The sequence below is a fragment of the Zhenhengia sp. genome (genome assembly GCF_046966505.1).
GTDB classification, from domain to species: Bacteria; Bacillota; Clostridia; order Lachnospirales; family Cellulosilyticaceae; genus Zhenhengia; species Zhenhengia yiwuensis.
In genome coordinates this window covers 67,131-79,693 of the sequence record NZ_JBKVCH010000008.1, presented here as the reverse complement: position 1 = coordinate 79,693, position 12,563 = coordinate 67,131, and the positions used below count along the sequence as shown (strand labels likewise).

The window sequence follows — 12,563 nt, the reverse complement described above, 5'->3', positions numbered from 1 at the left end:
GTTAAAAGAGCTGCTGCTACGCGTCCTGCATCAATAAAAGGTATGCATAGTTAGCATTCTTTCTGAACACCTAAATGTTTTGCCTTTTCTTCTGTTCCTACCCCACAGGCTACTTCATAATAATGAATCTTATGATTGATTTTCTCCATATGTTTATAAAGGTCTTCAATCTGCCTTTCTACTTGCTCCTTTTGACTTTTAAATAGAGCTAGCCTATCCTGCAAGGTAGAATCTCCTTCTATATACCATTCAATAAATTTTCTAATATCCTTAATCTTCATGCCTGTACTTTTTAAGCAAGTAATGAGTTCAATCCACTCTATATCACTTTCTTCAAAGATCCTTCTACCTGAATCTGTTTTATGAATAAAAGGTAAAAGCCCCTCCTTATCATAGTATCGAATTGTATGTGCTGTAAGTCCTGTTCTTTCCGTCACTTCTATAAGCGTATAAGCCATCCCTGCTCCTCCTATCTTCGCCCTAAAATAACCATTGACTTAGAGTTTACTCTAAGATTTATACTCTCATTATATCAGAAAATTTAATACAACAATATAAATTATGGAGGGTTCAAAATGAATTTTAATTATTACATTCCAACTAAAATTTTATTCGGCAGAGGTAAATTAAATGAACTAGGAGATCAAAATTTGCCTGGTAAAAAAGCTTTAATTGTTACATCTAATGGGACATCTGTTAAGAAATATGGTTACTTCGATAGAGTGAAAGGACAACTTGAAAAAGCTGGTGCTACTTATCTTCTCTTTGATAAGATTCTCCCTAATCCTATTAAAGAGCATGTTATGGAAGGTGCTGCTTTAGCTAAAGAAAATGGTATTGATTTTATCGTAGGCCTTGGTGGTGGCAGTAGTATAGATGCTGCAAAAGCGATTGCTGTTATGGCGACCAATGAAGGTGACTACTGGGATTATATCTCAGGTGGCACAGGTAAAGGTCTTCCTGTTCCAAATGATCCACTTCCTATCGTTGCAATTACCACAACTGCAGGTACAGGCACAGAAGCTGACCCTTGGACTGTAACAACTAAATCTGAAACGAACGAAAAAATCGGCTTTGGCTATGATAAAACTTTCCCTGTCTTATCCGTTGTAGACCCAGAACTTATGCTCACCGTTCCTAAACATCTTACAGCTTATCAGGGCTTTGATGCTCTCTTCCACAGTACGGAAGGCTATCTTAATACAACGAACTATGTGATGAGTGACCTATACGCCTTACAAACTATCGTCCTTATTGGCAAAAGCCTAGCTACTGCTGTACAAAATGGCTCTAATCTAGATGCTAGGGAAAATGTAGCACTTGCAAATACTTTAGCAGGTATGGTTGAATCTACATCTGGCTGCACCTCTGAACATAGTATTGCTCATGCTATCAGCGCCTACCATCCAAACTTCGAACACGGCGCTGCCCTTATCAGCATCAGTATTGCATACTATACTCACTTTGCTCAAAGCGGCAAATGTGATGACCGTATGATTCAAATGGCTAAGGCACTAGGCAAGAAAGATGCAACTTGTCCTATGGACTTTGTAGAAGCACTTAGAGACTTACAAGTAGCTTGTGACGTAGCAGATATTAGAATGAGCGATTATGGTGTTACTAGAGAAGAACTTCCGGCTTTAGTGACTAATGCAAGAGAGACCATGGGCGGTTTATTTGAAGTAGACCCTGCTCCACTTAGTGATGAAGATGTACTAGCTATTTTACAAGCTTCTTATAAATAATACGCTTATTACTTCTATAAGTTTTACTCTCACTTTAGTTGCAAAATCCTCACACTTTGATTGATAGCTTTTCTATAGGAAGTTGTTATACTACTATTAGAAGCGCTTCAATCAAAAATCTGGAGGATAAACATGATTCATTTCAGTGAGACTTTTAAAGCTCTACGTAAAGATAAAAACTTAACTCAAGAACAGATGGCAGAGATTTTCAATGTATCACCTCAAGCCATTAGTAGATGGGAGACAGGTTCAACCTATCCTGATATTACTCTTCTCCCTATTATTGCTGACTTTTTTGGATTATCAATAGATGATTTACTTGGCAGTAGCCAGGACAAAATCAAGGCCCGCGTAGACTACTATATGTCTGAGTTTCAGCTAGCAATAAGTAAAGGGCATATTCAAGATTGTATTGAACTTATGCGCACAGCCCTTAAGGAGCTACCTAACAATTATCTTCTTCTCTCTAACCTTATGTATGCCTTATATGTAGCCTCAGAAGATGAAACCCTTTGTAAGCGTTATGACGAAGAAATCATCTCCATAGGTGAGCGTATCTTAAACTACTGTCATGAAGATAGTATCCGCATGGAAACTAAACGCCTTCTCTTTCGTCATTACTGTGATACCAATAGAAAGCCAAAAGCCCGTAGCATAGTAGATACTTTGCCTGAAGAAAATGCCTCAAAAGAAACGAATATCTATTGGTTACTAGAAGGTGATGAGCGTATGCACTACCTTAAAGAACGTATTAGTGTCTATACCAATCATCTATCATGGGCTATATGGGCATTAGCTATGCATAGTAATGAAACAGAAGAGAAAATAAATGCTTTGCAGTCTCTTCTGCATATCGAAAAGACTATCTATCAGAATGAGGACTATGGCTTCCAGTTCTACACCCAAGCTCGTATCCATGCCACCTTATCTGAACTTTACCTTGATGTTAACCAGTTAGAACAAGCTACGTATCATGCAAGGCTTGCTGCCAATGCTGCTATAAGTTATGAATCTCTTTCTAGAGTGACTATGCATACTTCACCCCTTATAAAAGGTTTAGTCTTTAACAAGGACGAAGAAGATACTTCCGATACACGTAACCTCTGCCAGGAACTCTATGAAGACTACTTTTCTAAAATCTGCTTTAACCCTATTCGTCAAATAGAACCTATAGAAAATTTAAAAGGATACTTTTAATTCTTATAAATAAAAGAGAGTATTGAAATACTTTACATAGCATTTCAATACTCTCTTTTATGTCCTTCTATTTAACTATCTTTCTTGTTGCAACTGCTTAATTTTCCATTGGCACTTCCATACCACACGTAAAAGTCCTAAAACGAGCATACCTATTAAGGCTGTAGCTGCCCATATTTCAAATTCCCTCAATTTAATAGCTACATTAAGCTCTTGTAAGAAGCATATCAGCTCTATTACTAACCCCGCTGTTAAGAATCCTTTTATTCTCTTATATTGCTCTATTTTAGACTCTATATCTGTATACATTTCAAAAGGCCCATTTTCTGCCCTTTTTCTAAGAAAGACCCAGCGATACCACTGCGATACCACTTCTACATCCATCTCGCTCATAAAATCAGCAAAGTTTCTTTTATCTCCATTCCAGTTATCCAGTAAGTCAATTTGATAAATATATTCTCCTGCCTCACATGGTTCAAAAGTATAGACACCTAAACAGAAACTTTTTAGTGCCCATCCCTTATTAGCCATCTCTTGTATCCAAACTTGCTCTTCATCTTTATCTAAATAAAACCTTACTTTCTTCATAGCTACCTCCCCATTCTTTTACTATTTTCTAATAACTCACTTAATCTTTTAACTTCTTGATTAAAAACCTCTATCCCTCTTTCAGTAATTAGGTACTCCTTCTTCTTTCTAGATTCTTTCTCCTCGCTATATAAGTGAATCCATCCCTTAGATACCATAGAGTTAATGGCACCATACAAAGTCCCTGGCCCAAGTAGCACTCTTCCATCTGTCATCTCACTTATCTCTTGGATAATGCCATATCCATGGTTTGGATTTCTTAAAGCTAATAGTATATAAAATATGGCTTCTGTTAATGGTGTACTATTTTCCAAATCTATCATCCCCCAATATATCACCTGTCGATATATTAAATATATCATCACCCGATATATTAGTCAATAAAAAAATCTGAATATTTCTATTCAGACTTTTTAACGCCCTATTCTCAATCTATTCATCTTCTCTACAATCTATAACATCATGAGTCCACGTCTTAAAATCATCTACATGCTCTTCATCCCAGTACCGACTATCTTGATACCCATAAGGCCCACTCTCATAATAATAACCTATATACCAATCTGAAATGAACTCGGTTGCTATAATAATATTTATTTCCTTCTCACAATGTTTTTTGAGAATCCCCTGCCTCTAAAATACTTTCATAAAAATCAATACTTACATCCTCTAAGCCCATTTTTCCTGGATTAAAGTTAATCTCCTTTAAGTATTTATAGAATGCAAAATCATATGTATAAAGATCTCCCGAGTTCACATAGCCATAATATTGTTCCTTCAAATACGTAGCAAAACCTTCGACCAAGTTTTCTTCACACCACCCTATCCAGTTATAATGACTTTGGTATTTAGATTCCCATTCTCTCCTAAAATCGGTATCTTGCTTACTCAGTTTCTTAGCCACATTCTTAAATGCTCTCTTATTTGTAAAGGTATCGAATAAGGCATGTCCAAATTCATGGAACGGTGTACCAAAAAGGTTACTGGTATCATTTATATCTCTTTGTATAAGAGATATTTTAATAGAAGGCTGATCAAATCCCATAATATCCGAAGGATGCTTAGCAATTTGCTCATTTAACCTACGAGCTTTTTCTTCAAATAAAGGTGCCTAAACCTCTAAATACTCCTTTAGGTAATCCTTATAATAGCTTGTAAAAAAAGCAGTAAGCTGCTCGTTTTCTGCGTCATTATAAGGAAGTTCCTGACTTAAGGTGATACACTCAATAACTTCTTCCACTGATGCATCATCTTTTAAACTAGATGTCGCATTCATAATATGCCTTAAAACTCTCTCCCTTCAAGTAATAGGGAATAAACTTCTTAGACTCAACTCTTTTTAGTTTAATTTTGTTTTTAATCTTCAAACAAATAATCTCTTCTAAATACAAAAGAGCTATCCCAAAAAGAATAGCTCCTTACTTCTGATACTTCTTTATTTAATTCCATATCTTTCAGCATACTCATAAAGAATTTTAATAAAATGCTCCTGCTTCAAATTCTTAGTTATATCCAATAAATCAATATAATAACCCTGCTTCAAATTTTGAATAATAACCTCTGCTAGTAGGCACTCATATTGGGTTTCATCATTTAGCATCTCTTCCACATCAATAATCATTGTTTCATTTATTCCTTCTATAGCAGATCTATATATATGAGTATTTTTTCCTAATAACTCCCCCATTTTCTCTAAGCATCTAAGACCTTCTTTCATGTCCTCCACGGTAATCTTGCCCTTGTATTTTGCCATTTTCATTCCCCCAGTTAAAATATAATCTACTGTTGTTTCTAGAACATTTGCTAAATCTACAAGGATTGTAGTATCAGGTAAGTTCTCTCCCCTTTCCCATTTTGAAACTGCTTGAAATGAAATATTAAGCCGCTCCCCTAACTCACTCTGTGTTAACTTCTTACATTTTCTTAATTGAGCTATTTGTTTCCCTACTTGTATAGCATCTATCCCCATTCTTCTTCCTCCATATAATGTTTATTAGAAGTACCTCTTGGATTTATTATAGCTCATAAAATTCTGTAACTAAATAACCGCTTAGGTTAGTTTTATGCCATTCTCCTCAACCTATCTTTGAATACTCTTTAATACTTCCTCAATCCATTTCTACTCCTATTCAGATTTCTTACCTTTAACCTATTTCTCATTTCTTATCGCTCTTTGATTTTATCTCTTCGTAATACCCTATCACCCAATATATCGACGTGCAGTACACAGGAAGAACGCGTAAAACATTTAAGCCATGTTAAAATGGGAATAAAATAACTATTTTATAAACTCAAGATTTATCTTACCTTCTTCTAATTCTTTTTTTTCAACTCACTATCTACGGTTTTAAAAATATAGGCTTTTCTTTCTTTATCAGCTTTTAGTATGCTATATTGCCCATTCTCTTCTATCAATGCTGTATTATCTTCTAAAGCGATCCCCACTATAGATTCACCACACATCATCTTATCAAATCCCTCTCTACCAGGTTCATTATAATGTGGACAATGGGCAGCAGGTATAAGTCCTAATCCATATGCTCTGACATAATCCCACTGTCCATTATTCACAAAAGAATCACTGTCACTATAGCCAAATTCAAACCAACAAATGGAACCTGCACTAAGTCCTGACAATACAGTCCCCTGTAGATAAGCTTCTTTTAAATAAGTATCTACGTGATATTTCTTCCATGTTTCCATCATGCGGACTGTGTCACCACCACCGACATAAATAATATCAGCCTCTAAGATCTTACTTTGTATTTCCTCATTAGTATATATATCTGTAATAAGACAAAGGCTATCAACACAGCATCCAAATTCACCAAAATATTCTTCAATTAATGTAATATAGCCTAGGGCATCTTGACTGGCTGTAGGTATAAATAATAGTTTAGGCTCCTTTTTACCCGATAACTCTACAATATATTTGTCTAAAATATAGGTTTCCCCTTTTCTTAATTCCCCTCCACCAATAGCAACAACTTTTCCCATTTTAAAGCTCTCCTTATATTTTTTGACTTATAAAATATCTATTTCTTGTATTGAGTATAGCACAACTCTATGTATTTATAGATAAATTTCTGATTACTTTCAGCCTCGTTATAGGCCTCAATAGGTGTAGCTACACAAGGAACTGTAGAGTGTACTAAGATATTGTTTCCTTTAACTACACCTTTTTCAGCGTTAAATAACTGAAGCCATTTGAATCAATAGAGGTAATCCATGAGGAATTTACTAGATATGCCTTTAAACTGTCTTATCTAATCCTTATAGAGACCATGGAGAGCATTGAGACTGTAAACATCTAGCTTAGGATAGTTTAGTTAAAACATTTTAATGTAATCAAAACAAAAAGCGCTAGCGCGCTTTTTATAGGTTTATTTATATTTTTTATCTGCAATAAAAGCTTCTTATTCTTCTTAAATCAATTCCGAAATACACCCATCTTCTACCTGTATATCTCCAACCTGCTATCGAATTACGTCCTACAAAGACAATATATGACCAAAAACTTCTTCCATTATTGAGCCATATATAAGTAAATCGAAAGCGGCAAGGAAAAATTGCTCCTGCATCAATTGCAAAGGTTGATACGTCTCCTCCTGGCCCAGCACTAAGTGTAGTTGCTTGTGCTTCACTAGGGATAAAATTCGGAGGTGGCCCTGATGGTGGTGTATTACTTGATGCAGTTGGTGGTCCTCCTTGCTGTCCTCCTGATGGAAATCCTGGCGGAAATCCTGGTTGCCCTCCTGCTGGAAATCCTGGTGGGAATCCTGGTTGCCCTCCTGATGGAAATCCTGGTGGGAATCCTGATGGGCCTTGCGGTGGTCTTTGTCTACTTGCTGGTGTTCTTTCAAATGGCATATTAAGAGTCTCCTTTTGAGTAGTCTCTCTATATTATATTCATTCTGAAAAAAAATGTTCTTTTAACCACATTATCCCAACCTTTATTATGCTGTAGATATCTATTTTTGTTTATAAAGAAAGAGGTATTAAATTCCATGCAATCTAAGATTATATTATCATGAGATAATCATGCTATTGCGTAAAACAAAAAGCCCTAACACCCCTTGTAAACTAACCCAAGTAATGTTAAGGCTTTATTTACTGCACCTAATAAGCTTTAAACTTACGACGTACAGCTTAGGAAAACTACTGAACTGCCATGTATGACAAGTACTTTTATTTCTTTTTAATGTAATCTTTATATACCACAATACAATAGTTAAAGTAAGCCTAACACCTCATATTATAAAATCACTTACTCCTCCTACGAAATTAAATGTATTGACATAGTGCCATTACTGGCGTATTCACTCTATAAATGGTCTAGTTCCAGCTTTAATCTATCGATAAGTTCTTCTGCTGTTGCACTTAAACCTTTTTTGATAAGCTGAATCATTGTTTCTTCCATACTTATAATCTTAAAGCTACTTTGATAAAGTTTTACTTTATTAAGCAAATCACTTGATAAAGCAACTTCTACCTTTTCACTAACTACCTTTTTCTCTACCTTAACCTCTTCATACCATTCAGGTATACCTATGCAACGTCCAGTTTCTGTTTCTACAAATATTAATCTTGGTTTATTACCCTTGTCTAACCTAATGTTACGCTCTAGCGTCTGTGACAAAGATTGAATTGGGTCCTTTGCCATGCTAGGTGCTACCATTTTTCTCTCTTGAGCCATTCTTGCTAAATCTTTAGATTTAAGAGGCTTTCTATACTCAGATAAAAGTTCTGCTGCTGCCTGTTGTATTGTAATTGTCTTCTCCATCCTATTCCTCTTATCCTTAAAATAATTGTTCTTTCCTTCTATTATAAGAGAAGTTTTATCCCTTTATCAATATCCACTTATTTACACCCCATCCTAATTCATCTTCTTTTCATCTATTCCCACTCCAAACAGCATCTTTCTTTCATCCTTCAGCCATCATCCATCATCATGCATAATCATTTTTCATCCTATCTGCATCATACATAATCACTTTTTCATCATCACATGATGGTTGATGATTTTCAAAAATCTTATCTTGCTGAACCTTTTCCCTTTCCCCCTTCCTACTGTGATTTTCAGCCCCTTTTTCATGTAAAGCATCCCCTTAATTTCCATTGATACATATACATTTTCCTATTTATAATCACCTACTGTGTAAATTCATCCTAGGTGCATCACGCCTATTTATTTAACTTGGCTTTGTCTTTGTATTTTGCCTTCTTCACATTCTTTTCTTTATATCATTGCTACAACTAAAAGCCTCCCCTATTTGTGGTAAGTTCCTTCTTCATTAATTCCATCCATTTATTTAAGTCGCCTGTTTGACGTTGTAGTGACGATGACTAATTAAAACTTACTCCATAATTCATTCCAAAACAAAAAGCCCTACAATACTTGAAAATCAAGTAATTGTAAGGCTTTATTTAGTGTACCTGATAGAACACGACCTACGACGTACGGTTTAGGAAACCGCCCATTACCTCCCTAAAAGTTTGAGCTCGTCCCTCCCCCCAATTGCCCTAACAAGGTAGCTCTCCAAACAGTTCAAAGGAGCTATAACAAGGAAAATCGCAAACTTCTTTCATCTCTTTCCCGAAGTTAGTGATGGGGGGCTGAGGCAATGCAGAACCTTCCTTTGGAGTATTTGAATAGAGTTTCTTAGTGAAATTTTTGAAACGTACTTAGCTACACTGTTTGAGCGTTAGCGAGTTTGTAGCGTTGTGGAAAAAATAGAGCTTAGAAACTCTTCAAAGACGGAAACAGAAGGTGGGGAGTTTATCAGCCAACCTAGCACTTCACCAGAAGGTGGCGCATTGCCCAGCCCCCCATCACCTCCTAAATGCAAAAAAGCTGCCCCATAGGGACAGCTCCTTATTACATTATTTATCTTTTTACTTTATATCCACAGTAGTCAAGTACAAGTTCACAGAACATTGCATTTGCCCATGAGAACCATTCTCTTGTGTATTGAGTTGGATCATCTACGTTGAATCCTTCGTGCATTAACTCTTTGCCACCATCTGTGTTTTTCATCATTTCAAGAATTTGTTTTTTGTATTCCATATCATTTGATGTTAAACCTTGCATAGCAAGAGAAATGTGCCAGATGTAGTTTACTGGTGTATGTGGGCTACCAATACCTTGTGCTGCAGAACCTTTGTAGAAGTATGGGTTCATTTCGCTAAGGATCATTTTTCTTGTGTTTTGGTATACTTCATCATCTTCATTTACATAACCGATGTATGGGATTGAAAGAAGACTTGGAAGGTTAGCATCGTCCATGATGTTGTATTGGCCGAAACCATCTACTTCATAAGCGTATACTTTACCGTATTGGTAGTTTGTTAATGTACCGTAAGCTTCGATTGCTTCTCTAAGTTCAGCTTTAAGTTCAGCTGCAAGTTTAGCAAGTTCTTCGTTTTTAAGAATTTCTGTAGCGATTTCTACTACATAACCCATAACAACTTCTGCGAACATGTTTGATGGGATAAGGTATCCGTACATACAAGCATCATCACTTGGTCTGAATCCTGACCATGTAAGACCGATGTTTGATTTAACTAAAGCACCTTTACCATCTCTTGAAAGAGTATCTGTGTAGTAGCAGCCTTTTCTTACGAAGCTGTATGGTGATTTGTTTTCGTGGTCTTGTTCTGTTCTAAATACTTCGATAACACGGTACATCGCTTTTACGAATTCTTCATCGAATTGACCTGTCCTACCTGTGTTTTTCCAAAGTAAGTAGCTCATTTGAATTGGGAAACAAAGTGAATCGATTTCATATTTTCTTTCCCAGATCCAGTCACATTGATCTGTTTCATCTTTTTCCCAGCAGTTACCGTTTTCTTCTTCGTTGAAAGCGTTTGCGTAAGCATCGATTAAGATGTATTTCATTTGTCTTTTTACAAGTCCTTCAATCATATCAGCGATTTCTGGATCTTTTTCAGCTAATACGTAGTATGGTCTAAGCTGGCATACAGAGTCACGGAGCCACATCGCTGGGATATCACCTGTGATTACATATGTAGTACCATCGTCCATTCTTTTAACTGTAGTATCTAAAGTATTTGTATAGCAGTTTTCAAACATTTTAATAAGTTTGTCGTCGCCTGCTAATTTTGCTCTAACTTCTTCAAGGAGATTTTGCATTGATTGTGGTAATTGTTTTTCCATGAGTAAGCCCTCCAATTTGTTATTTTTATATGTGTATTATACAAGATTTTAGGTCATTAGAATAGCTTTTTGTATCTTTTTGTAAACCTATTTGTAAAGTATTTTAAAGCGCTTTTAAGAAATGATTGACTCTTTCCTCGTAATCCCAATAGTTAAGGGAAAGTACTTCATGGTTTTCTCTTCGATAAGCACCTTTCATCTGCTCTAAATGATCGACTTTCATAATGCCTTTAATGGCCTCATAAACAGCTTCTTTATCTCCTGTTTTCTCTACATAAGCTTTGAAAATCATGTAATCACGGATACCTTTCTTTAAGTTCTTATATCTTAAACTATAAAGGGGCCTTCCATTTTTACCCGGGTAGACAAAGTGTGTACCACCTGCTCTAAATTTTTGATAATGGTAAGATTCATAGTGAAAGGGGTCATTAGGCCATAGCCAAATTGCCCATCTTAAGAAACCATCCATATTCATATAATAAGAAAGCCATGGGAGCACTCTACTCTCTGCTAAATGGCAGCTTAAGAAAGTATTAGGTGTTTTAGGGTCAATGGCTACATAGTAGCTCATAGTACTATCATTGTGCTTTCTCATTTCTTTAATGCGCTCTTCTTCTGATAAGATAAGCGGCAAGTTAATGACATAATCATCAATACCTTCAAAGTCTTCAAGTACAACTTGAAGGCTACAGATGGTTACTTTAAATTTCATATGTGGTGTAAGCTTAGATAAGGTACCTAATGTATTTTTAAAGAGGTTAATATCTCCTGGCTCATCACATACGATTTTAGCTAGGCCTTGCCATCCATTATCTGCAATATTTTGATCAATAGCTCGGATATACCCTTCTAAATCTGCCTTATGACGTATATATTTATAAGTCCCTGTGGCTTCATCGAGGTAACGTATTCTAATAGCATCTTCACTATCTTCTATGACTTTACCATAGCCTGCATCAGTCATCGTCCATATGCCTAAAAGACCGAAAATCTCTATTTCTTTATTAATGCCATAACTTAAACATAAGTTAATGTAGCGGTTCATAGTTGTGAAATCATATTGCCACTCACCATCTAAAGTGCGTTTAATACTTACCATATTGTACTCAAAGTAATCTGAAGCATTGGTACGGTAATAAGAAGACCACTGCTCAGACCAAGGTGCTTCTGATACAATAACCGTTATGGCCTTCTGTCCAAGTTCTTTAAGGACTTTAAGGTGCTCTTCAAGGAGTCTAAAATGCTCCTTACTCCAAAGCGCCACTTCATAAGTTCTCGCAATGGAAGTGTGATGTTGCCAAAGATCTAGATAAAAGTCTCCTTCATGTAAAGGTTTAAGTACTGCTGGCATTACTTCTAGCTGAATACTTATCTCTTTATGAAGTACTTCATCACCAAATAGGTCCGAATAATAGACTTTAACCTTACCTGTATATTCACCAGGCTGAGTCTCCTCACTTGTCTTAACTTCTATCCATACAGGCTGCACTTTAAGTTTTTCATTAAACCTTCTTTGCTCTCTAAGGATGACTTCTGATTTGTAATTCCCATCATCATCTCTTACAAGTCCTACAAGATTCATTGTTACTTCATGACCTGTAAGCCCCTCAAAGCTTGTCTTCACTCTCACTGTCTTCACAGGATAAGTCTCATAAAGTGCTGGCGCCTTGTCTACTGTTACCATCATTTCTTCTTCACTATAAAGAAGAAGCTGAGCCGCTGCGCTGTCATTTCTTGCGCAGGTTAACTTCATACTTTCTCTTTCCTTAAAAGGCACTTCCCAAGGATTGTAATTCCCATAACTATACTTGTACATTTCACTTACGAGTGTGCAATATAATTTCATGTCCCCTATC

13 protein-coding genes are annotated in these 12,563 nt (G+C 36.1%); 2 read left to right on the top strand and 11 right to left on the bottom strand.

Features of this window, described 5'->3' with window-relative positions:
• Positions 1-50: 50 nt before the first annotated feature.
• Entirely contained in the window at positions 51-458 is a 408-nt protein-coding gene (locus tag ACLTBU_RS10295; protein WP_412218788.1) for a MerR family transcriptional regulator, read from the bottom strand.
• Positions 459-575: 117 nt separating this feature from the next.
• Between ACLTBU_RS10295 and ACLTBU_RS10290 the strand changes: the two genes are divergently transcribed.
• On the top strand, positions 576-1,745 hold the full coding sequence (locus tag ACLTBU_RS10290; RefSeq protein ID WP_412218787.1) for an iron-containing alcohol dehydrogenase: 1,170 nt from the start codon (positions 576-578) through the stop codon (positions 1,743-1,745).
• Positions 1,746-1,877: 132 nt separating this feature from the next.
• Positions 1,878-2,942, top strand: coding sequence for a helix-turn-helix domain-containing protein (locus ACLTBU_RS10285; protein ID WP_412218786.1), 1,065 nt, complete (start codon positions 1,878-1,880; stop codon positions 2,940-2,942).
• A 75-nt stretch (positions 2,943-3,017) separates the two neighbouring features.
• On the opposite strand, the gene ACLTBU_RS10280 is transcribed toward ACLTBU_RS10285, so the two are convergent.
• The 10 genes from ACLTBU_RS10280 to ACLTBU_RS10235 all read right to left on the bottom strand — a co-directional run bounded on the left by ACLTBU_RS10280 (position 3,018) and on the right by ACLTBU_RS10235 (position 12,553).
• Positions 3,018-3,530 (bottom strand): DUF2812 domain-containing protein, encoded by a 513-nt coding sequence (locus tag ACLTBU_RS10280; RefSeq protein WP_320650521.1) that lies wholly within the window; start codon positions 3,528-3,530, stop codon positions 3,018-3,020.
• Positions 3,531-3,532: 2 nt separating this feature from the next.
• Positions 3,533-3,844, bottom strand: coding sequence for a PadR family transcriptional regulator (locus ACLTBU_RS10275; protein ID WP_412218785.1), 312 nt, complete (start codon positions 3,842-3,844; stop codon positions 3,533-3,535).
• A 290-nt stretch (positions 3,845-4,134) separates the two neighbouring features.
• Positions 4,135-4,575 (bottom strand): hypothetical protein, encoded by a 441-nt coding sequence (locus tag ACLTBU_RS10270; protein ID WP_412218784.1) that lies wholly within the window; start codon positions 4,573-4,575, stop codon positions 4,135-4,137.
• 66 nt (positions 4,576-4,641) lie between these two features.
• Positions 4,642-4,806: a hypothetical protein gene (locus ACLTBU_RS10265; protein ID WP_412218783.1), complete on the bottom strand. Its 165-nt coding sequence runs from the start codon at positions 4,804-4,806 to the stop codon at positions 4,642-4,644.
• A 159-nt stretch (positions 4,807-4,965) separates the two neighbouring features.
• The gene (locus ACLTBU_RS10260) at positions 4,966-5,499 is read right to left on the bottom strand and encodes a helix-turn-helix domain-containing protein (protein WP_412218781.1); all 534 of its coding nucleotides are present in this window, start codon (positions 5,497-5,499) and stop codon (positions 4,966-4,968) included.
• Positions 5,500-5,843: 344 nt separating this feature from the next.
• Positions 5,844-6,527: a Type 1 glutamine amidotransferase-like domain-containing protein gene (locus ACLTBU_RS10255; RefSeq protein ID WP_412218780.1), complete on the bottom strand. Its 684-nt coding sequence runs from the start codon at positions 6,525-6,527 to the stop codon at positions 5,844-5,846.
• 399 nt (positions 6,528-6,926) lie between these two features.
• Positions 6,927-7,400: a hypothetical protein gene (locus ACLTBU_RS10250; protein WP_412218779.1), complete on the bottom strand. Its 474-nt coding sequence runs from the start codon at positions 7,398-7,400 to the stop codon at positions 6,927-6,929.
• A 454-nt stretch (positions 7,401-7,854) separates the two neighbouring features.
• Positions 7,855-8,313, bottom strand: a complete 459-nt coding sequence (locus ACLTBU_RS10245; RefSeq protein WP_249332023.1) for an HTH domain-containing protein — start codon at positions 8,311-8,313, stop codon at positions 7,855-7,857.
• 1,104 nt (positions 8,314-9,417) lie between these two features.
• Positions 9,418-10,707, bottom strand: a complete 1,290-nt coding sequence (locus tag ACLTBU_RS10240) for a glycoside hydrolase family 125 protein (RefSeq protein WP_177671857.1) — start codon at positions 10,705-10,707, stop codon at positions 9,418-9,420.
• Between the two features lie 103 nt (positions 10,708-10,810).
• Complete coding sequence (locus tag ACLTBU_RS10235) at positions 10,811-12,553, bottom strand: glycoside hydrolase domain-containing protein (RefSeq protein WP_412218778.1); 1,743 nt, start codon at positions 12,551-12,553, stop codon at positions 10,811-10,813.
• Positions 12,554-12,563 lie beyond the last annotated feature (10 nt).